General features: G+C 59.7%; 14 protein-coding genes, 1 other RNA gene and 1 pseudogene. 6 read left to right on the top strand and 10 right to left on the bottom strand.

The window, feature by feature from the left end:
- Positions 1-34: 34 nt before the first annotated feature.
- The 3 genes from recR to dnaX all read right to left on the bottom strand — a co-directional run bounded on the left by recR (position 35) and on the right by dnaX (position 3,452).
- A complete protein-coding gene (gene recR, locus IC37_RS13515) occupies positions 35-637 on the bottom strand; it encodes a recombination mediator RecR (RefSeq protein WP_030128465.1) in 603 nt (200 codons plus the stop codon).
- A 309-nt stretch (positions 638-946) separates the two neighbouring features.
- Positions 947-1,285 carry a YbaB/EbfC family nucleoid-associated protein gene (locus tag IC37_RS13510; RefSeq protein ID WP_007905413.1) on the bottom strand — a complete coding sequence of 113 codons (339 nt, stop codon included), beginning with the start codon at positions 1,283-1,285 and terminating at the stop codon, positions 947-949.
- A 67-nt stretch (positions 1,286-1,352) separates the two neighbouring features.
- Positions 1,353-3,452 (bottom strand): DNA polymerase III subunit gamma/tau, encoded by a 2,100-nt coding sequence (gene dnaX / locus IC37_RS13505; protein ID WP_030128466.1) that lies wholly within the window; start codon positions 3,450-3,452, stop codon positions 1,353-1,355.
- A gap of 205 nt (positions 3,453-3,657) precedes the next feature.
- On the opposite strand from dnaX, the pseudogene IC37_RS13500 reads away from it, so the two are divergent.
- A pseudogene (locus IC37_RS13500) lies at positions 3,658-3,837 on the top strand (amino acid ABC transporter substrate-binding protein); the annotation flags it as partial.
- 11 nt (positions 3,838-3,848) lie between these two features.
- Here the strand turns inward: IC37_RS13500 and IC37_RS13495 are convergent.
- Complete coding sequence (locus IC37_RS13495; protein ID WP_030128468.1) at positions 3,849-5,549, bottom strand: bifunctional diguanylate cyclase/phosphodiesterase; 1,701 nt, start codon at positions 5,547-5,549, stop codon at positions 3,849-3,851.
- 418 nt (positions 5,550-5,967) lie between these two features.
- Here IC37_RS13495 and IC37_RS13490 point away from each other — a divergent pair, with 418 nt between their 5' ends.
- Complete coding sequence (locus IC37_RS13490; RefSeq protein ID WP_030128469.1) at positions 5,968-6,282, top strand: helix-turn-helix domain-containing protein; 315 nt, start codon at positions 5,968-5,970, stop codon at positions 6,280-6,282.
- Positions 6,283-6,467: 185 nt separating this feature from the next.
- On the opposite strand, the gene ffs is transcribed toward IC37_RS13490, so the two are convergent.
- From ffs to IC37_RS13460, 6 genes are all read right to left on the bottom strand, one after another.
- Positions 6,468-6,564: signal recognition particle sRNA small type (gene ffs, locus IC37_RS13485), an RNA gene on the bottom strand.
- 190 nt (positions 6,565-6,754) lie between these two features.
- Positions 6,755-7,918: a putative zinc-binding metallopeptidase gene (locus IC37_RS13480; RefSeq protein WP_030128470.1), complete on the bottom strand. Its 1,164-nt coding sequence runs from the start codon at positions 7,916-7,918 to the stop codon at positions 6,755-6,757.
- A gap of 154 nt (positions 7,919-8,072) precedes the next feature.
- Positions 8,073-10,430: an NAD-dependent DNA ligase LigA gene (gene ligA / locus IC37_RS13475; RefSeq protein WP_030128471.1), complete on the bottom strand. Its 2,358-nt coding sequence runs from the start codon at positions 10,428-10,430 to the stop codon at positions 8,073-8,075.
- A gap of 258 nt (positions 10,431-10,688) precedes the next feature.
- Positions 10,689-11,540: a cell division protein ZipA gene (zipA, locus tag IC37_RS13470; RefSeq protein WP_030128472.1), complete on the bottom strand. Its 852-nt coding sequence runs from the start codon at positions 11,538-11,540 to the stop codon at positions 10,689-10,691.
- 257 nt (positions 11,541-11,797) lie between these two features.
- On the bottom strand, positions 11,798-15,286 hold the full coding sequence (gene smc / locus IC37_RS13465; RefSeq protein WP_030128473.1) for a chromosome segregation protein SMC: 3,489 nt from the start codon (positions 15,284-15,286) through the stop codon (positions 11,798-11,800).
- Between the two features lie 2 nt (positions 15,287-15,288).
- On the bottom strand, positions 15,289-15,948 hold the full coding sequence (locus IC37_RS13460; RefSeq protein ID WP_030128474.1) for a GntR family transcriptional regulator: 660 nt from the start codon (positions 15,946-15,948) through the stop codon (positions 15,289-15,291).
- A gap of 266 nt (positions 15,949-16,214) precedes the next feature.
- On the opposite strand from IC37_RS13460, the gene xdhA reads away from it, so the two are divergent.
- The 4 genes from xdhA to guaD all read left to right on the top strand — a co-directional run bounded on the left by xdhA (position 16,215) and on the right by guaD (position 22,377).
- Positions 16,215-17,669 (top strand): xanthine dehydrogenase small subunit, encoded by a 1,455-nt coding sequence (gene xdhA, locus IC37_RS13455; RefSeq protein WP_030128475.1) that lies wholly within the window; start codon positions 16,215-16,217, stop codon positions 17,667-17,669.
- A complete protein-coding gene (xdhB, locus tag IC37_RS13450; protein WP_030128476.1) occupies positions 17,662-20,061 on the top strand; it encodes a xanthine dehydrogenase molybdopterin binding subunit in 2,400 nt (799 codons plus the stop codon). Before xdhA ends, xdhB begins: the two co-directional genes overlap by 8 nt.
- 116 nt (positions 20,062-20,177) lie before the next feature.
- Entirely contained in the window at positions 20,178-21,023 is an 846-nt protein-coding gene (gene xdhC, locus IC37_RS13445; RefSeq protein WP_030128477.1) for a xanthine dehydrogenase accessory protein XdhC, read from the top strand.
- A 49-nt stretch (positions 21,024-21,072) separates the two neighbouring features.
- Positions 21,073-22,377, top strand: a complete 1,305-nt coding sequence (guaD, locus tag IC37_RS13440) for a guanine deaminase (protein WP_030128478.1) — start codon at positions 21,073-21,075, stop codon at positions 22,375-22,377.
- Positions 22,378-22,508 lie beyond the last annotated feature (131 nt).

Below are 22,508 nucleotides of genomic sequence, written 5' to 3'. Positions count from 1 at the left end.
CTTGCTCGCGAAGGCGCCGGTCCAGACAGCACCGTTACAGCGAGATCGGCTTACGCCCGGCAAACGAATGCGCCAATGTCCCGCCATCCACCAGTTCCAGCTCGCCACCCAACGGCACGCCATGGGCGATGCGCGAGGCGATCAGGCCTTTGTTGTTGAGTAGCTGAGCAATGTAATGAGCAGTGGCCTCACCTTCTACCGTCGGATTGGTGGCGAGGATGACTTCGGCAAACGTGCCCGCCTCTTCGATCCGCGCCAGCAGTTGTGGAATGCCGATGGCGTCCGGCCCTAGCCCGTCGAGCGGCGACAGGTGGCCTTTGAGCACGAAGTAGCGACCACGGAAACCGGTCTGCTCCACCGCGTAAACATCCATCGGACCTTCCACCACACACAGCAAGGTGTCGTCGCGGCGTGGGTCGGCGCATTGCGGGCACAGATCGTCTTCGGTCAGTGTGCGGCACAAGCGGCAGTGGCCCACCCCTTCCATGGCCTGGCTCAGCGCCTGGGCCAGTCGCGAACCGCCGCTGCGATCACGCTCAAGCAGTTGCAACGCCATGCGCTGGGCAGTTTTCTGACCCACACCCGGCAAAATTCGCAGGGCATCGATCAGTTGGCGAATCAAAGGGCTGAAGCTCATGGGGAAAAGTCCGACATAACAACGAGACGCGGTTTATACCCGCGCCTCTGTTTAGCGTCAATTACTCAGTCCGCGCAACCCGCACCACCCATTTATTGTGGTGGTGTCGCGATCGATGTTTCGTCAGTTGTACCGAGGTGACTTCATCGCGGGCAAGCCACGCTCCCACAAGATTCAGGTGATCCCTGTGGGAGCGGGCTTGTCCGCGAAGGCTGCCTCACAGGCAGCACACTTCCAACAAACAGAAACAAAAATGCCAGGCGCGATGCCTGGCATTTTTTTGTAACCCATCCGACGCGCGTTGGCGAATCAGAATGGCAGTTTCATACCCGGTGGCAATTGCATGCCAGCGGTCACGCCAGACATTTTGTCCTGGCTGTTGGCTTCAATCTTGCGCACAGCATCATTGACGGCTGCGGCGAATACCGCCTCCAGCATTTCCTTGTCGTCTTCGCTCAGGCCTTCGACCAGGCTTGGATCGATGGTCACGCGCTTGACGTCGTGACGACCGGTCATCACCACGGTGACCATGTCGCCGCCGGCTTTACCGGTGACTTCGGCGTTGGCCAGTTCTTCCTGCATCTTGGCCATTTTTTCCTGCATCTGCTGCGCCTGCTTCATCAGGCCGGCCATGCCACCTTTCATCATGGGAATCACCTCAAAAGTACTTGGATAAAAACAGCGCCCGGCGAATGCGGCCAAGCGCCTTCAGTTATTAGTCCTGACTGACCAGGGCCTCGACAGGTTCAATAGTATCGTGACGGACCACCGCCCCGAACTGCTGCATCATTTGCTGGATGAACGGATCGCCGTGGATCGACTCCTCGGCCTCGCGCTGACGGTTGACACGGCGGCGGGATGCGGCCTGGGCCGGGGTTTCCTGCTCGGGCTTGATCAGCTCCATGCTCAGGGTCAGCGTACGCCCGTGAAACTGATTCAGCGCATCGTTGAGGCGACGTTGTTGCGTCGCGTTGAACAAGGCGCTGTGGGCCGGGTCCAGGTGCAACAGCCAATTGTCGCCATCGACGGCGATCAGCGTGCAGTTGGCGGCGATGCTGGCGGTCATGCCGGACACCGGCAGTTTCGGGAACAATTCCAGCCATTGCAGGGCCAGACCGGTGGCCGGCATCGCGGCCGGTTCAGGTTCGGGTTCCGGCGCAGGTTCGGCGGTGTGCTCACTGGCCAGTTCATCGAGATAGCTATAAGCCGAATCCATGTCCGGCTCGATGTAGTCCTCGTCCAGCGGCGGTTCGTCGTCCAGATCCATGCCTGGCGTAGCGGCATCGACTTCGGCCATGGACGGTTCCGGGATCGGCGCAGCAGCCCATTGCGGCGCATCCGGCACCACGCTGTCCGGCGTCGGCATGGGCATCGGTGGCAATTCGGGTTGTTCGCCGGCCATTTCCAGAACTGGCTCAATGGCGGGCTGCTGGACAACTTCGGGCGCTATCGGGTCGTTCCAGGGCAGATCGACGACTTCTTCGACCGCTACGGGCACGACAACAGGCTCGGGCTCAGGCGCGACCACGGGCAACGGCACGGGCGCGACCGGCTCAGGCGCAGCTACCGGGACAGGGGCCAGTGCCACCACGGGCGCAACCGGAGCCGGGACAACGGCCGCAGCGACTACCGGCGCTACAACCGGCGCGGCAGCCACTGAGTTTGCGGAATCAACTGTGGCCTGGCTGATCCCCACTGGCTTTAGCGGTTGCCTCGGTGCATCTGCAGTGTCTGCCGGCCGGAACGCAAGCATTCGCAGCAGGACCATTTCGAAGCCGCCGCGCGGGTCCGGCGCCAGCGGCAAGTCCCGGCGACCGATCAGGCCCATCTGGTAATAGAACTGCACGTCTTCAGCCGGCAATGCCTGGGCCAGAGCCAATACGCGGTCACGATCGCCATGGCCGTTGTCGACGCCTTCAGGCAGGGCCTGTGCGATAGCGACACGGTGCAGCACATTGAGAATTTCCGAGAGCACGCCGTTCCAGTCCGGACCTTGTTCGGCCAGATGGCGCACCGCTTCGAGCAACGCCTTGGCGTCGCCTTCGATCAGCGCATGCAGGACGTCGTAGACCTGGCCGTGATCGAGGGTGCCGAGCATCGCCCGCACGTCGGCGGCCATGACCTTGCCTTCACCGAAGGCGATGGCCTGGTCGGTCAGGCTCATGGCGTCGCGCATCGAACCGTCGGCGGCTCGGCCCAGCAGCCACAGCGCATCGTCTTCGAACGGCACGTTCTCGACGCTGAGCACGTGAGTCAGATGCTCGACCACCCGCTCCGGGGTCATGTTCTTCAGGGAGAACTGCAGGCAACGCGAAAGAATCGTTGCCGGAAGTTTCTGCGGATCGGTCGTGGCCAGGATGAACTTGACGTAGGGTGGCGGCTCTTCGAGGGTTTTCAACAGCGCATTAAAGGAATGGCTGGAGAGCATGTGCACTTCGTCGATCAGGTAGACCTTGAAGCGCCCGCGGCTCGGCGCGTATTGCACGTTGTCGAGCAGCTCGCGGGTGTCTTCGACTTTGGTCCGGCTCGCGGCGTCGATCTCGATCAGGTCGACGAAGCGGCCCTCATCGATTTCTCGGCACACCGAGCACTCGCCACAAGGGGTCGACGTGATACCCGTTTCACAGTTCAGGCATTTGGCGATGATCCGCGCGATGGTGGTCTTGCCAACACCCCGGGTACCGGTAAACAGGTAGGCGTGGTGCAGCCGCTGGCTGTCCAAGGCATTGATCAGAGCCTTGAGCACATGGGTCTGGCCGACCATTTCGCCGAACGAGCGCGGACGCCATTTACGTGCAAGAACCTGATAACTCATCGAAAACCGTCGCAACGAAGGAACACAAGCGGCTAATGCTAGCGGAGCAAGGCCAAAATTGCATCCGGTGCGCTCGTCTAATCTGGCTGAGCTGCACTTTAAGGGACTTTTATTGGCTCAGGTTTGAGCCGTAACCGGAGCGTTTATGCGTTTTGCCTTGGGGGCATTGCTGTTGATCAGCCTGAGCGTCGCGGCCGCCGAGGCGCCCGACCAGCAACTGCAAAGCGTAGCGCTGGTGCACGAACAAAGTGTCGGTTGCTACGTGCGCAACGACCCCAAGCTGCCTGTGCAACGCATTCTGCGTACGTTGCAGCACATGAAAACCTCCGGGGAGATCGATGACATCATCCGGCTCTATACCGGCCACCCTGATGCCAGCCTGTAGCGCATGATGGCTCAGGCTGTCTGGTCGAGCGCTTGCCATTGCGACGGAGCGACAAACCCCGCCACCCAGTCCGGCACCTCACCGGGCGGCATCGGGCGGGCGATGAAATAACCTTGAGCGACTTCGCATCCCAGCCGCAACAGCAATTCACCGTGCTCAACGCTTTCCAGCCCCTCGGCTATCACTTGCCGGCCGAAGGCCCGGGCCAGGCCAATCACCGCCGTGGTCAGAGCCAGATCATCACGATCGATCAGAATGTCACGCACGAATGACTTATCGATCTTGATGGTTTGGGTGCGTAATCGCTTGAGGTGGCTCAGGGACGAATAACCCGTGCCAAAGTCACCCAGGGAAAACTGCACCCCCAACGCCTGACAGGCCTGCAAACAGGCGCTGACATGCTGGATATTCTCGATCGCCACCGACTCGACGATTTCCAGATCGAGCATCTGCGGGGCGACCTGAGCATGTCGAGCGAGTACGTGCTTGAGTCGGTCGACGAAATCGGCGCGCTGAAAATGTCGCGCCGCGATATTGATACTCACCGGCCAGTCCTGCCCGGCCTGCTGCCAACGGTGCAATTGCGACAGAACCTGATCCATCACCCATTCACCGATATCGATGATCAGGTCAGTATCCTCCACCAGCGGCAAAAACTCCCGAGGTGACACCAAGCCGTTTTGCGGGTGCTCCCAACGCAACAACGCCTCGAAACCGACGACCACGCCATGGCGCATGTTCACCTTGGGCTGAAAATGCAGGCGTAATTCACCGGCGACCAGCGCCTGACGCACCCGTTCGACGGTCTGGTGAGTGGCCTTGACCTCCTGATCACGGGACACATCGAACAGATGAAAGCGGTTTCGCCCGCTTTGCTTGGCCACATACATCGCCTGATCGGCGTGACGCAGCAGGGTTTCGGCATCTTCATGGTCATGGGGAAACAGGGTGACGCCGATACTGGCAAACACATTGATGTCCTTGCCATACAGCGCGTACGGCGCGGAAATCGCCCTCAACACGCGATTCAGTGCTGCGTGCAATTCCGGCAGATCACGCACATATCGCAACACCAGCACGAACTCGTCACCGGCCAGTCGCGCCACCACGTCTTCGCCGCGCACAATGTCGCGCAAACGCTTGGCCACTTCCACCAGCAACATATCGCCACTGGCGTGCCCGTAGCCGTCGTTGACTGCTTTGAACCCGTCGAGGTCAAGCATGCACACCGCCAGCGGAATATTTTCATGCAGGGAGAATTCCAGCGCCTGATCCAGCAGATCCGACAGAAACGCGCGATTGGGCAGCCCGGTCAGCACGTCATGCCCGACCCGCCATTGCAAAGATTGCAGCAATTGACGTTTTTCGCTGATATCGAAACGAATCGACAGGTATCGATCAATGCGCCCTTTGGCTTCATCGAACACCGGCACCATGGTGCTATCGACCCAATACAGGCTGCCATCCTTGGCGCGATTACAGATCTCGCCCTTCCAGATATTACCCAGGGCGATGGTGCGCCACATGGCGGCGAAGAAATCGGCGCAATGCAAGCCGGAGTTCAGCAGACGATGGTTCTGCCCCAGCAGCTCCTCACGGCTATAGCCGGATACAGCGCAGAATTGGTCGTTGACATAGGTAATCCGGCCATTCAGATCGGTCTCGGAAAAAATAGCGGCGGCATCCACGGCCCTGCGGTATTTCTCATCCATGAGTGAGGCTCACTGTCGCTAGCGGAGGTACCGCTCGACCAGCGCAGAATGCCCGGAAGAGATATTTTGAGAAGTACGGCGCAGAGACACGTTATCACTCCATGAACAACATTTGATGGCCTCCGGATCGCTGCAGAACAACCAGGCTCAAAGGCCTTGGGCAAGGTAGCAACACCGACCCCGGTAACATTTTGCGAGGGGTTTCAGACCGCCAAGGGCTTCTCCGCACACCGGGCAAGAGAAGACAATGCTGGCTTTTTCATATCGCCTAAACTTCAGAAGGCAGACCACTAAAAACCTTTCCGAAGCGGCGATTCTACGAAATGCATCACATTTTGCAAAGCAAGGTGATGGATCATGCAGTTGTCTAATGCAAAAATCTATCGTTAAGTTCTTGATTCTAAATGGGAATTGAGCGATGCAAATTTCAAGTTTGGGTCCAGCCATCCGACGCTACCGCAAGGTCGCAGGGCTTACTCAGGCTGAACTCGGCGAAAAAACCGGTTTTGACCCCAAAACCATCAGCCGCTTCGAAACGGGCACCTATACCCCCAGCGTGGAAGCATTGTTTTTGCTAGCCGACGTGCTGGGCGTAAAGCTGAAAGCCTTTTTCGCAGATATGGGCGACGAAGATGAACAGCGGGCGTACCTGTTCAACGTCATACACAAAGCCACCCCGAAGGATCTGGGAAAGCTGATCGCAGCGGTTGACCAGGCCTTGTCCAAGCCTTAGTGCCAGTAATGAAAAAAGGAGGCCGACCTGTCGAACAAGACAGATCGGCCTCCTTTTTTTGTATCCCGCTCTTTAATTCGGAAACGACGAAAAACCGCCCTGGATGAGCTCCATGGCAGCAAAAACAAAACAGTATTTTTAGATAGAAAACACGAAAGAGGATTCGTGCTGCGTTATGGTGGCGACCCCACCAGCCACACCCCGGCACACAATGTCACCGCTGCGGCTGCTCCCTTCCAGGCCTGACCGGGTTCACGGTTGATCGTTGCGGGGGGACCGATGGGGTCACCATAACGACGCTCACCTGACGGCGAGCCGCGCCATTGTACCTATCTGAGACGAAGTTACAACCGTTCGGGGATATTAAAAAATATGAGCTGCTTCAAGGACATGCGCCGGCCTTTAAAAGATCGCAGCCTGCGGCGGCGCCCACAGGCGCGTAGGAGCTGCCGCAGGCTGCGATCTTTTGATCCTATTGCGCCAACACCTCATCCGCCCTGCCGCCCTCCTGCTGAATCACCAGGTGAATGAAGTGCAGTTTGGTAATCACCGCCGACGGCAGGACGAACGGATAGAAATCCGGCTGACCCATGCTGCGTGACAATTCATTGAGCATGCCGGCCAGTTCGATCCATGCATTGACGAACGACAGGAACGCCGGGCCGCCGGGGTGCTGCGGATCGAATAGCGTACTGGGCGGAAACGGCTGGTAATCGAAATCCATTTCCTGCGCACTCATGCCAAAACTCAGGGCGGTGTCCACCGCATCCATCATGTGCAGGTAGTGAGCCCAGGTTTCCGCCCAGTCTTCCCAAGGGTGCATGGTGGCGTAGGCGCTGACGTAATGTTGCTGCCAGTCAAGCGGCGCGCCTTGCTGATAATGTCGCTCAAGGGCCTCGGCATAACTTTCACGCTCATCGCCGAACAGGCCGCGGAACGGCTCCAGCCAATGACTGTTGGCGACCAAGCGGTCCCAGTAGTAATGCCCTACCTCATGACGAAAGTGACCGAGCAGCGTGCGATAAGGTTCGTGCATCTGTACGCGAACCTGTTCGCGGTGGGCGTCATCGGCTTCTTTGATATCGAGGGTGATCAGACCGTTGGCGTGCCCGGTGGTCGGTGGCTTGCCTTCAAGGTCGATACCCATGAAGTCGAAGGCCAGACCGACGTCTTCGTCCATGGATTTCGCAATGACCTGCAAGCCCAGATTGATCAGCTGCGCCACCAGACGACGCTTGGCGATTTCCACTTTGCGCCAGTGCTCGTGATTCTCGGGGATCGACAGGTCGGGAATGGTGCGATTCAGGCTACAGGCGATGCACAACGTATCGTGATCATTGGCCTGCAGTAGCCAGTTGCACGCGGCCGGAGAATCGAGATTGGCGCAGCGGCGAAATACACCGGCGTCGGGATCGGCGTCGAGCAACCAGGTATCCGCTTGCGGGCCGGGCTGCAACGACGCCAAGCGACTCTGCTGCGGCTGATAACCCAGCGCCGCCGAACAGGCCAGGCACTGGCTGTTGCGAAAGAACAGCGACTGCCCGCAGCGGCAATGCCAGACCTTGCTGTTGCGCGAACGCTCACCCACGAAAGGCGCGGCGATGCGTGAACTGAGCTGTTCGAAGAAGCGGTACATGGCGATCTCTCCCTGGGGCCTGCGAAGACTAGATCATTCCTCAGGCATGATCGTTCCCACGCTCTGCGTGGGAATGCCGCCCCGGACGCTCCGCGTCCGCTGTGACGCAGAGCGTCACGGGATGCGTTACCACGCAGAGCGTGGGAACGATCAGTTAAACGCCGATACCGTGTTTCTTCAGAAACCCGACAAACGCCTCTTCATCCAGCACCTTCAACCCCAACTCATTGGCCTTGGCCAGCTTCGAACCCGCGCCTGGACCAGCGACCACACAATGGGTCTTGGCCGACACGGAACCGGCCACCTTGGCGCCGAGGCTTTCCAGTTTGTCCTTGGCGACATCGCGACTCATCAGCTCCAGCGAACCGGTCAGCACCCAGGTCTGCCCGGCCAGCGGCAACCCTTCGACGACTTTCTTTTCGCTCTGCCAATGCATGCCGAAATCACGCAGCTGCTTTTCGGCGGCCTCGGCGAGCTGACGATTTTCCGCCCCCGCAAAGAACTCCCGAACCGAGGTTGCCTGTTTCTCCGGCAGTGCCTGACGCATGTCCAGCCAATCAGCACTCATCACCGCTTCGAGCGAACCGAACTTATCCGCAAGCTTCTGCGCCCCGCCCGGCCCGACCGACGGAATGTGCAACTTGTCGAGAAAGCCGCCCAGTGTGGTACTGGCGGAAAATTCGGCACCCAGCTCGCCCTGATCCTGAATCTGCAGGCCATGCTTGAGCAGATCCTTGATCACCTGCTGGTTGTGCGCATCTTCGAAGAAGCTGTGAATCTCGTGAGCCACTTCCAGCCCGACATCCGGCAAGTACGTGAGCACGTGCGGCAACGCCTGCTGAACCCGCTCCACCGAGCCGAGAGAGCGCGCAAGGACCTTGGCCGTCTCTTCGCCGACATCAGGAATGCCCAAGGCGTAGATGAACCGCGCCAGACTCGGCTGCTTGCTGTCTTCGATAGCGCCGAGCAGGTTCTTGCTCGACAGCTCGGCAAAGCCTTCCAGGTCGACGATCTGCTCGAACGTCAGGGCATAGAGATCGGCCGGCGAACTCACCAGGCCTTCGTCGACCAATTGCTCGACGCTCTTCTCGCCCAGGCCTTCGATGTCCATGGCGCGGCGCGAAACGAAGTGAATGATCGCTTGCTTGAGTTGCGCACCGCAGGCCAGACGGCCGACGCAGCGATACACCGCGCCTTCGCTGATGGTCTCGCGGCCCTTGCTGCGCTTGACCAGTTGCGTGCGCTCGACATGAGAGCCGCAAACCGGGCACTGCTCGGGAATCTGTACTGGCCGGGCATCCTCCGGACGGCGCTCGGTGACCACTTGCACCACTTGCGGAATCACGTCACCGGCGCGGCGGATGATCACCGTATCGCCAATCATCAGGCCCAGCCGCGCAACTTCATCCATGTTGTGCAAGGTCGCATTGGCCACGGTGACACCCGCGACCCTGACCGGTTTCAAGCGCGCCACTGGCGTCACGGCACCGGTGCGACCAACCTGGAATTCCACGTCGAGCAATTCGGTGAGTTCTTCCATGGCCGGGAATTTGTGGGCAATCGCCCAACGCGGCTCGCGAGCGCGAAAACCCAGTTCGCGCTGGGACGCGATGCTGTTGACCTTGAACACCACGCCGTCGATTTCATACTGGAGCGCATTGCGACGCTCACCGATGTCGCGGTAGTAATCCAGGCATTCTTCGACGCCATGCGCCAGCTTCAGCTCATGACTGACCGGCAGACCCCAGGCTTTGAGTTGCTGCAGATTGCCAATGTGCGTGTCGGCGATATCCGCAGAAATCTGACCGATACCGTAGCAGCAGAATTCCAGCGGACGGTTGGCGGTGATCTTCGAATCCAGCTGCCGCAAACTGCCTGCCGCTGCGTTACGCGGGTTGGCGAAGGTCTTGCCACCCGCTTCCAGTTGCGTGGCGTTGAGCCGCTCGAAACCGGCCTTGGACATGAACACTTCGCCACGCACTTCCAGGGTCGCCGGCCAGCCGGTGCCATGCAGCTTGAGCGGGATATTGCGCACGGTGCGCACGTTGACGCTGATGTCTTCGCCGGTGGTGCCATCGCCGCGGGTGGCGCCGCGCACCAGCACACCGTCCTGATAGAGCAGACTGACCGCCAGGCCATCGAGCTTGGGTTCGCAGCTGTACTCCACCGACGCGCCACTGCCGAACAGGTCGCCGACCGGCAGGTCCAGCCCTTCCGTTACCCGGCGATCGAACTCACGCATATCGGTTTCTTCGAAGGCGTTGCCCAGGCTGAGCATTGGCACTTCGTGACGCACCTGAGTGAACGCCGACAATGCCGCGCTGCCGACACGCTGGGTCGGCGAATCGCTGGTGATCAGCTCGGGATGGGCCGCTTCGAGGGCCTTGAGCTCGTGGAACAAGCGATCGTATTCGGCGTCCGGAATACTGGGTTCGTCCAGCACGTGGTAACGATAGTTGTGCTGATCGAGCTCGGCGCGTAGCTCTAGAATGCGGGTTTTGGCGGCGGTCATGGGTGTTCTCTCATAAAGCAAAAGAGCAGCCGAGGCTGCTCAATTTTTTAAATACAGTAGCGCAAAGCCTTGGACACTGTGGCGAGGGAGCTTGCTCCCGCTCGGCGGCGAAGCCGTCGCAAAAATCAGCTAATGCGGTGCACTTGAATAAGCGGAGTTGCCGAAATGAATGGGGCCGCTTCGCGACCCAGCGGGAGCAAGCTCCCTCGCCACAACAAGCCCCCACTCACCACAGAAGCCCGCCCCGGTCATGCAATATCAGCGCTTCTGGGTCAGGGCGCGGCGTTCGAACTCGACGATGCGCTGACGGTAGTGCTCGATAGTCTGGGCGGTCAGCACGCTGCGCTGGTCGTCTTTCAGTTCGCCGTTCAGCTCCTGGGACAGTTTGCGTGCCGCAGCCACCATCACGTCGAAGGCTTGCTTGGGATGACGCGGGCCTGGCAGACCGAGGAAGAAGCTCACTGCCGGGGTGCTGAAATGATCGATGTCATCCAGATCGAAGACACCTGGCTTGACCGCATTGGCCATGGAGAACAGGACTTCGCCGTTACCGGCCATGCTTTCGTGACGGTGAAAAATGTCCATCTCGCCGAAACGCAGACCGCTTTCCAGAATGTTCTGCAACAGTGCCGGGCCCTTGAAGCCGGCCGGGTCGCGGCAGATCACGCTGATCACCAGCACTTCTTCGGCTTGCGGCTGATCTTTATCGGCCGAGCTGGCGGGCTTGGTGTCATCCGGGAAATCGTCGTCACGGCTGTTGAAGCTCGGGCCGCCGTCCAGGTCCAGGTTGAGGTTCAAGTCGCCTTGCGATGGCTCGCCATGGCCACGCTTGCCACGCTTGGAACCCGACTCGCGAGGTTCACGGGCAGGCATGCTCACCGACGGCAGATCATGCTCGTCCAGTTGCGGCTCTTTATGGTTATCCAGCACGCGGGGCGGGCCCAACAGCTCGGCGCTGGTGTCCTCGTCCGGCAGATTGGACAAACTTCGGTCAAGACGGAATTTCAGTTTTCCCTTGCCGCCGCGCATGCGACGCCAGCCATCGAAAAGAATACCGGCAATGACAATAATGCCGATGACGATCAGCCACTCGCGCAGACCGATTTCCATTTAATCCCGTGCCTCTATGAAAAATGCTGAAAAATAAGGGGTTTACATTGTGTAAACCGCTTTAAAACGTGGCGCCAACTCTATGTTCTGACAGGCGTTTTGCCCACGTATACGAAAAATTGACATTAAACTAGCACGACCAAAGGCAACTTTACACCGTCTGTCACAATGGCTTGCGCGAATATGTCGATTGGCCAGCAAGTCAAGGCAGGTAAAAAGCCCTACAGCTCAAAAATACTTGCCCTACAAGCAATGACTCAAGCGTCCACCATGGCCATCGCCTCCTCCACATCCACCGCCACCAGACGCGAACAACCCGGTTCGTGCATCGTCACCCCCATCAATTGATCGGCCATTTCCATGGCGATCTTGTTGTGGGTGATGTAGATGAACTGCACCGTCTGCGACATCTCTTTGACCAGCCGTGCGTAGCGTCCAACGTTAGCGTCATCCAATGGCGCGTCAACCTCATCGAGCATGCAGAACGGCGCCGGGTTCAACTTGAAGATGGCAAATACCAGGGCCAATGCGGTCAGGGCTTTTTCGCCACCGGAGAGCAAATGGATGGTGCTGTTCTTCTTTCCTGGCGGCTGCGCCATGATCGTTACCCCTGTATCGAGTAGATCTTCGCCCGTCAGTTCCAAATACGCGCGTCCTCCACCGAAAACTTTTGGGAAAAGGGCCTGTAAACCGCCATTGATCTGATCAAAGGTATCTTTGAAGCGGTTTCGGGTTTCCTTGTCGATCTTGCGAATCACGTTCTCGAGCGTGTCCAGCGCTTCCACCAGATCGTCGTTCTGAGCATCCAGATAACGTTTACGCTCGGATTGTTGCTGGTATTCGTCGATGGCCGCGAGGTTGATCGCGCCGAGGCGCTGAATCCGCGCGGCAATGCGTTCGAGTTCTTCTTCGGCGTCCTTCTCGTTAGCCTCGGCTACCAGCGTGGCGAGCACGCCATGAAGGTCATAACCGTCTTCCAGCAGTTGATCTTCAAGGGCCTTGCGCCGCACCGTCAGCGCTTGCCATTCCATGCGCTGCTGCTCGAGCTGGCTGCGAATCAACTGGGATTGCTGCTCGGCCTGAGTGCGGCGCTTTTCAGCATCACGCAGTTCGCGGTCGGCGTCTTCCAGGGCGATTTGCGCGGTCTTGAGTTCTTCATCGACGGTCATGCGTTTGTCGAGCAGCTCTTCGAGTTTCAGCCGCAGCTCTTCCAGCGGCGCCTCGCCCTCCTCCAGGTTGAGGCTCAGTTGTTCGCGCTTCTCGGTCAGACGCTCGGACTGCATTTCCAGCCGTTCGAGGGCCTGACGAGTGGAATCGTGTTGCGCCTTCAGCGAACCGAGGCGCACCGCCAATTGATGCGCGTGATCCTTGTGCTGCCGGGCTTCTTGACGCACCCGGTCGAGGCGTTCGCGCAAGCTGTCGCGCTGGGCCAGCAGCAACTCACGCTGCTCGGTGTCCAGCGCCATGCTGTCGAGGGCTTCCTGCAATTGCAGGCGTGCTTCGCCGATGTTTTCGTGTTCCAGCGCGCGCTGCTCGCTCAGCTCGGTGAGTTCTTCATCGAGACGGGTGCGGCGCAGGGTCAACTGCTCGACCTTGGCTTTACCGGCGGACAACTGGGCTTTCAATTCGCCTTGCTGACGGGCTTCGTCTTGCAGCAGACGGCGCAAATGTTCGCGGCCGTTTTCCTGCTGACGCTGTTGCGCCCTGAGATTTTGAAGTTGGGTTTCCAGGGTTTCGACCGTGGCTTCGCGCTCTTCGCGCTCAACGCCCAACCGCTGGATTTCCTGGCCACGGGCGAGTACGCCGCTTTCCGCTTCGCTGGCCCGGCGCACACGCAAAAAGTGTCGGCCGACCCAGTAACCGTCGCGGCTGATCAGGCTTTGCCCGGCGGCCAATTGCCCGCGCAAGGCCAAGGCCTGCTCAAGGCTGTCGACCGGTTTGACCTGCCCCAGCCATGGCGACAAATCAATCTGCGCCTCGACCTTGTCGAGCAAACTGCCAGGCATGCGCGCGCCATCGCTGGCCGGGCTGAGCAGGCGCAAATCGCCTTGGGCAAACCCGGCCAGATCGAAATCACCGAAGTCATCCACCAGCACCGCTTGCAGGTCGGCGCCGAGTACGGTTTCCACCGCCAGTTCCCAACCGGCCTCGACCTTCAGGCCTTCGGCCAGACGCGGACGATCCGCCAGATGCTGTTCGCGCAGCCATTCGGCAGTGCCGGTGCCGGGATCGAGCGCGGCTTGCTGCAAGGCTTCCAACGACGCCAGTCGACCGTTGAGCCGCTGTAAATCACCTTGGGCTTGCTGCTGATTTTGCAGCGCTAATTGCAATTCCTGACGCAGTTGCTCAAGCCGTTCGACCTGAGCCTCTTCGCTGGCCTGCAAGTCTTCCAGAGTGGCCTCGGACGCAGCCAACTGCTCGCAGAGCTCCATGATCGCCGCGTCTTCCGGGTCCGCCGACAGCAACGCGCGCTCGTCGCCAAGACGCTTTTGGCGATCGGCCAAACGTTCCATGCTGGTTTCCAGCTGCTGGATCCGCGACTGTTGGACTTCCGCCTGACGACGGGGCTCGGCGGCGGTGAGGTTGAAGGTGTCCCACTGCTCCTGCCAACCGTGCATGGTGGTTTCGGATTCTTCCAATGCCGCGGCGGCTTCTTCGGCGGCGGCGCTGGTGACTTCCTGTTCCGGCGTGAGCATGTCCAGCTCTTCGCCCAAGGTCAGCAGCAAGGTGCGGTCGTGGCCCAAGTGAGACTCGGTTTCCAGCCGCGCGCGCTCGGCTTCCTTCAGGTCGTCCTGTAGCTGACGCAAGCGCTGCTGACCGTGCTGGATGCTTTGCTCGACCCGCGCGATGTCACCACCGACCGAATAAAAACGCCCCTGCACCAGATTGAAGCGTTCGGACAGATCGTGATGACCGTCACGCAGGCGTTCGATGGCCGCGTCGGCATTGCGTTGCTCGGCCACCAGGGCTTCGAAGGTGATTTCCTGAGTGCCGATGATCGACTCGCGCTGGCCGACCTGTTCGTTCAACGCCTGCCAGCGCAGGGCCGACAGCTGGGCCTTGAGCTGGCGCTCTTCGCCTTTGTATTCCTGATACTTCTTGGCGGCCTCGGCCTGGCGGTGCAAGCGTTCAAGCTGACGCTCGAGTTCTTCGCGCAGGTCTGTCAGGCGGGCAAGGTTTTCGTGGGTGCGGCGGATACGGTTTTCAGTCTCGCGCCGACGTTCCTTGTACTTGGAAATACCGGCGGCTTCTTCGATGAAATTGCGCAGGTCTTCGGGCTTGGACTCGATCAGCTTGGAGATCATCCCCTGCTCGATAATCGAATAGCTGCGCGGGCCCAGGCCCGTACCCAGAAAGATGTCGGTGATATCGCGGCGCCGGCATTTGGTGCCGTTGAGGTAGTAGGTGGTCTGGCTGTCGCGGGTCACTTTGCGGCGAATGGAAATTTCCGCATAGGCAGCCCACTCGCCGAGCAGAGTGCCGTCGGAGTTATCGAACACTAGCTCAATGCTCGCCTGGCTCACCGGTTTACGGCTGGTCGAGCCGTTGAAGATGACGTCAGTCATCGACTCGCCGCGCAAGTTCTTGGCCGAGCTCTCGCCCATCACCCAACGCACGGCGTCGATGATGTTCGATTTGCCGCAACCATTGGGCCCGACCACCGCAGCCATGTTACTGGGGAAGTTCACCGTGGTCGGGTCGACGAAGGATTTGAACCCCGCCAGTTTGATGCACTTTAGCCGCACGCTTAAGCGACCGTCAGGGCAGAAACCACCAGATCGCAGCTGCGCTGGGCATACGCCGTCAGCACCACGCGGATCTGAGGAAAGTCACGAGCCAGCACGGCAGCGAGCAAGCGTTCGAACAGCTCGAGGAACTCACTCATCGAGGCCTTGCGCTGATCCAGGGCGAGGAAATACGCACGGCTCATGGCCGGCTGCAGATTCTCGACGGTTTCCTGCAAATACGGGTTGTTGGCGAACGGATACGCGGCGCGCATCACGCTGAAGCTTTCGTCGACGAACGTGCGGATGTCCTGGCGCTCATAGCTGGCGGTCAGGCGCTGCTGGATCTGCACGAACGGCGCTATGTCGGCCTGGACTTGCCAACTGCTGGCCACGGCGTTGCCGAGCAGAATGTACAACTCGCTCATCAACGTGCACAGGCTCTGCACCTTGTGCGCCGTGAGTTCGGTCACGTGGGCGCCACGTCGCGGCAAAATCGCGATCAAGTGGCGGCGCTCGAGAATCAGCAAGGCCTCACGGACTGAACCGCGGCTGACATTGAGGGCCAGCGTGACCTTCTGTTCCTGAATGCGCTCCCCCGGCTTCATTTCACCGCGAATGATACGTTCGGCGAGGTGGTGAGCGATTTGCTCGGCGAGGCTGTCCGGCGCCTTGAACGTCATGGTTGTCCTTCAAACTCTTCGATCTGCACAAGCGGCGCAGTGTAGCGCAATTGATGGGTCATGGCGGAGTGCCCACCCAGCGGTTTTTGGCACGATTCAAGCAAAAGGCAAGCTATCCCGCGAGGGTCAATAATGAAGGAACGAGTCGTTGATCGACAAAATGCTATTTCCTGACCCTTAAGTCAGAAAATCATTGACCGAAAAGTCAGACCTGATAAATTCGGCTCATGTCGGTTAACAACAATAATGAGTTTGCGAGGCCTTCCGTGATCCAGTTTTTACTAAACCAGGAACTCCGTAGCGAGCACGCCCTGGACCCGAACCTGACCGTGCTCAATTACCTGCGCGAACATGTGGGCAAACCCGGCACCAAAGAAGGCTGCGCCAGCGGCGACTGTGGCGCCTGCACCGTGGTGGTCGGCGAGTTGCAGACGGACGACGATGGCCGCGAACACATTCGCTATCGCAGCCTCAACTCGTGCCTGACGTTCGTCTCCTCCTTGCACGGCAAGCAACTGATCAGCGTCGAAGACCTCAAGCACCAAGGCGAACTGCACAGCGTGCAAAAAGCCATGGTCGAGTGCCACGGCTCGCAGTGCGGTTTCTGCACGCCGGGCTTCGTGATGTCGCTGTTCGCGCTGCAAAAGAACAGCGACGAGCCCGACGCCCATAAAGCCCACGAAGCGCTAGCCGGCAACCTCTGCCGCTGCACCGGTTATCGGCCGATCCTGGCCGCCGCCGAGCAATCCTGCTGCGGTAAACAACCCGACCAGTTCGATGCGCGAGAAGCGAACACCATCGCTCGTCTGAAAGCCATCGCTCCCACCGACATCGGCGAACTCAACAGTGGCGACAAACGCTGCCTGGTGCCGCTGACCGTGGCCGATCTGGCCGACCTCTACGACGCTTATCCACAGGCCCGCTTGTTGGCCGGCGGCACCGATCTGGCGCTGGAAGTCACCCAGTTCCACCGCACCTTGCCGGTGATGATCTACGTCGGCAACGTCGCCGAAATGAAACGCATCGAACGCTTCGACGATCGTCTGGAAATCGGCGCTGCTACCGCCCTTTCCGACTGCTACGACGCCTTGAAAGCCGAATACCCGGACTTCGGCGAATTGCTGCAGCGCTTCGCCTCCTTGCAGATTCGCAACCAGGGCACTTTGGGCGGCAACATCGGTAACGCCTCGCCGATTGGTGACTCGCCACCGCTGCTGATCGCCCTCGGTGCGCAGATCGTCCTGTGCAAGGGTGAAACTCGTCGCACCATGGCGCTGGAAGATTACTTCATCGATTACCGGGTCACTGCGCGTCAGGAAAGCGAGTTCATCGAAAAGATCATCGTGCCGCGCGCCAGCGTTGAACAACTGTTCCGCGCCTACAAGGTTTCGAAGCGTCTGGACGATGACATTTCCGCCGTTTGTGCGGCGTTCAACCTGCGCATCGACACCGGCGTGATCGCCGACGCCCGCGTTGCTTTCGGCGGCATGGCGGCCATTCCAAAACGCGCCAAGAACTGCGAAGCCGCCCTGCTGGGTGCGCCGTTCAACAACGCCACCATCGAACGCGCCTGCGCTGCATTGGCCGAAGACTTCACGCCGCTCTCGGACTTCCGCGCCAGCAAGGAATACCGCCTGCTCAGTGCGCAAAACCTGCTGCGTAAATACTTCATCGAACTGCAAACACCGCACATCGAGACTCGGGTGACCGCTTATGTCTAATCATCACGCCGTAGAGAAGACCCAAGCCGAACTGGCTGAACTGTTCGCCAAGGACCTGACCACCGGAGTCGGCCGCAGCGTCAAGCACGACAGCGCCGACAAGCATGTGTCCGGTGAAGCGCAGTACATCGACGATCGGCTGGAATTCCCCAATCAGCTGCACGTTTACGCACGGCTGTCAGACCGCGCCCACGCGAAAATCATCAGCATCGACACCAAGCCCTGCTACGCCTTCGAAGGCGTGCGCATCGCCATCACCCATGAAGATGTGCCAGGCCTGAAAGACATTGGCCCACTGTTGCCGGGCGACCCGTTGCTGGCCATTGATGACGTGCAATTCGTCGGTCAACCGGTCCTGGCCGTGGCGGCAAAAGACCTGGAAACTGCGCGCAAAGCGGCCATGGCCGCGATCATCGAATACGAAGATCTCGAACCTGTATTGGACGTGGTCGAAGCTCTGCGCAAACGCCACTTTGTGCTCGACAGTCATACGCATCAGCGCGGCGATTCGGCCACCGCACTTTCTACTGCCGAGCATCGCATCCAAGGCACGCTGCACATCGGCGGTCAGGAACACTTTTATCTGGAAACCCAGATCTCTTCGGTGATGCCGACTGAAGACGGCGGCATGATCGTTTACTGCTCGACCCAGAACCCCACCGAAGTGCAGAAACTGGTGGCGGAAGTGCTGGATGTGTCGATGAACAAAATCGTCGTCGACATGCGCCGCATGGGCGGTGGTTTCGGCGGCAAGGAAACGCAAGCGGCAAGCCCGGCATGCCTGTGCGCGGTGATTGCGCACCTGACCGGTCAGCCGACCAAAATGCGCCTGCCGCGTGTCGAAGACATGCTGATGACCGGCAAGCGTCACCCGTTCTACGTCGAGTACGACGTGGGCTTCGACAGCACCGGCCGCCTGCACGGCATTGCGCTGGAACTGGCCGGCAACTGCGGTTGCTCACCGGATTTGTCGGCATCGATTGTCGACCGCGCGATGTTCCATGCCGACAACTCGTACTACCTGGGCGACGCGACCATCAACGGCCACCGCTGCAAGACCAACACCGCATCGAACACCGCTTACCGTGGTTTCGGCGGCCCGCAAGGCATGGTCGCCATCGAAGAAGTGATGGATGCCATCGCCCGCCATCTGGGCCTCGATCCACTGGCGGTGCGCAAGGCCAACTACTATGGCAAGAACGAGCGCAACGTCACCCATTACTATCAGACCGTCGAGCACAACATGCTCGAGGAAATGACCGCCGAACTGGAAGAAAGCAGCCAGTACGCCGAGCGCCGCGAAGCGATTCGTCGTTACAACGCCCACAGCCCGATCCTGAAAAAAGGCCTGGCGCTGACCCCGGTGAAATTCGGTATCTCCTTCACCGCCAGCTTCCTCAATCAGGCCGGTGCACTGATCCACATTTATACCGACGGCAGCATCCACCTGAACCACGGCGGCACCGAAATGGGCCAGGGTCTGAACACCAAGGTTGCGCAAGTCGTGGCTGAAGTGTTCCAGGTGGAAATGGACCGCGTCCAGATCACCGCGACCAACACCGACAAGGTCCCGAACACTTCGCCGACCGCGGCTTCCAGTGGTGCCGACTTGAACGGTAAAGCGGCGCAGAACGCGGCTGAAATCATCAAGAAACGCCTGGTGGAATTCGCTGCGCGGCAATACAAGGTCAGTGAAGAAGACGTGGAATTCCACAACGGTCACGTGCGGGTTCGCGATCACATCCTCACCTTCGAATCGCTGATCCAGCAGGCGTATTTCGCCCAGGTCTCGCTGTCGAGTACCGGTTTCTACAAGACCCCGAAAATCTACTACGACCGCAGTCAGGCGCGGGGGCGGCCGTTCTACTACTACGCCTTCGGTGCGGCCTGCGCCGAGGTGATCGTCGATACCCTGACCGGCGAGTACAAGATGCTGCGCACCGACATCCTTCACGATGTCGGCGACTCGCTGAACCCCGCCATCGACATCGGTCAGGTCGAAGGTGGTTTCATCCAGGGCATGGGTTGGCTGACCATGGAAGAACTGGTGTGGAACAACAAAGGCAAACTGATGACCAACGGCCCAGCCAGCTACAAGATCCCGGCGGTGGCGGACATGCCGTTGGACCTGCGGGTGAAGCTGGTGGAAAACCGCAAGAACCCGGAAGACACCGTGTTCCATTCCAAGGCCGTGGGTGAGCCGCCGTTCATGCTCGGCATCGCCGCGTGGTGCGCGATCAAGGACGCCGTGGCCAGTTTGGGCGACTACCAGCATCAACCGAAAATAGACGCACCGGCGACCCCGGAGCGGGTGTTCTGGGGCTGTGAGCAAATGCGTCAGTTGAAAGCGGTGAAAGCCGTGGAAGCTGAAACCGAGGTGGCTTCGCTCTAGACCGAGGCGCGGCCTTCGCGAGCAAGCCCGCTCCCACATTGAAATGCATTCCAAATGTGGGAGCGGGCTTGCTCGCGAAGAGGCCCGAACAGACAACAGAGATGTTGAGGTGAAACATGTACAACTGGATCGACGCCCTCGCCGACCTGCAAACCCGGGGCGAACCCTGTGTGTTGGTGACCATCATCGAAGAGCTCGGCTCGACGCCGCGTAATGCTGGCTCGAAAATGGTCATCAGCGCCACGCAAACATTCGACACCATCGGTGGCGGGCATCTGGAATACAAGGCCATGCAGATCGGCCGCGAGATGCTGGCCAGCGGCCGACAGGACACCCATCTGGAGCGCTTCAGCCTCGGCGCCAGCCTGGGCCAGTGCTGCGGTGGCGTGACCGTATTGCTGTTCGAACCGATGGGCCAGGTCCAGGCGCAGATTGCCGTGTTCGGCGCCGGCCACGTCGGTCGGGCGCTGGTGCCGCTGCTCGCCAGCCTGCCCTGCCGGGTGCGCTGGATCGACTCACGGGAAGCCGAATTCCCCGAACAGATTCCCCACGGCGTGCGCAAGATCGTCACCGAAGAACCGCTGGATGAAGTGGATGATCTGCCCACCGGCAGCTACTGCATCGTCATGACCCACAACCACCAACTCGACCTTGAACTCACCGCCGCGATCCTCAAGCGCAACGACTTCGCCTACTTCGGCCTGATCGGTTCGAAGACCAAACGGGTGAAGTTCGAACATCGCCTGCGTGACCGCGGTTTCGATAGCAGCGTGCTGCAACGCATGCGCTGCCCGATGGGTATCGGCGAAGTCAAAGGCAAGTTGCCTGTGGAAATCGCCATCTCCATCGCCGGCGAAATCATCGCCACCTATAACGCGAATTTCGGCCAGCACACCGCCAGCGCCGGATCATCGATCGCCAAACTGCTGCCTGCTTCACGCCGCAGCCAAGCTTCGAATTGAAAAGTTTCGAACTGAAAAGCTTCGAACCAAGCCACGAATTGAGAACCCCATGCCCCAGACTCGCAAAGCCTACCGCGCCGCCATTCTGCACAGCATCGCCGACCCCGCCCAAGTGGGTATCGAAGCCTCGTACGAGTATTTCGAAGACGGCCTGCTGGTGGTCGATAACGGCCAGATCAGCGCCATCGGCCACGCCAGCGAATTGCTGCCGAAACTGCCGGCCGACATCGAGATCACTCATTATCAGGACGCACTGATCACCCCCGGCTTCATCGACACCCACATCCATTTGCCGCAAACCGGCATGGTCGGCGCCTACGGCGAGCAACTGCTGGACTGGCTGAACACCTACACCTTCCCGTGCGAAAGCCAGTTCGCCGACAAGGCCCATGCAGATGAAGTCGCGGATATTTTCATCAAGGAACTGCTGCGCAACGGCACCACCACTGCGCTGGTGTTCGGCAGCGTGCATCCGCAATCGGTGAACTCGTTCTTCGAGGCTGCCGAACAGCTGGACCTGCGAATGATCGCCGGCAAGGTAATGATGGACCGCAACGCGCCGGACTACCTGACCGACACTGCCGAATCGAGTTACGTCGAAAGCAAGGCGCTGATCGAGCGCTGGCACGGCAAGGGTCGCCTGCACTACGCGGTCACCCCGCGCTTCGCCCCGACCAGCACCCCGGAACAACTGACCCTCGCCGGCCAGTTGCTCAGCGAATACCCCGACTTGTACATGCAGACCCACATCAGCGAAAACCTCAAGGAAGTCGAATGGGTCAAGGCGCTGTTCCCGGAGCGCAAGGGCTACCTGGATGTCTACGATCACTACCAACTGCTCGGTGAACGCTCGGTGTTCGCCCACGGCGTGCACCTGTGCGACGACGAATGTGCCCGACTGGCCGAGACCGGCTCGGCGATCGCCTTCTGCCCGACCTCGAATTTCTTCCTCGGCAGCGGCCTGTTCAATCTGCCGATGGCTGAGAAGCACAAACTGAATGTCGGCCTGGGCACGGACGTTGGTGGCGGGACCAGTTTCTCGCTGCTGCAAACCCTGAACGAAGCCTACAAAGTCATGCAACTGCAAGGCGCACGGCTGAGCCCGTTCAAGTCGCTGTACCTGGCCACCCTCGGCGGTGCCCGCGCACTACGACTGGAGGACAAGATCGGTACCCTGCAACCGGGCAGCGACGCAGACTTCCTGGTGCTGGACTACAACGCCACGCCACTGCTCAGCTATCGCCTGAAGCAGGCCAATAACATTGCCGAGACGTTGTTTGTATTGATGACGCTGGGGGATGACCGGACTGTTTTGCAGACGTATGCGGCAGGGAGTCTGGTGCATCAGCGCTAAGATCTTTCGGGCATAAAAAAATCCCCCGCAATTGTTGGTTGCGGGAGATTTTTTTATCGCCTGTCAGGCCGCCTTCGCGAGCAAGCCCGCTCCCACATCTATGGTTACCCCCTTTTCTGCAATACTGTTTT

It is taken from the genome of Pseudomonas sp. QTF5 (assembly GCF_000512695.2).
Classification (GTDB): Bacteria; Pseudomonadota; Gammaproteobacteria; order Pseudomonadales; family Pseudomonadaceae; genus Aquipseudomonas.
This window is presented reverse-complemented; position numbering and strand designations above follow the sequence as displayed.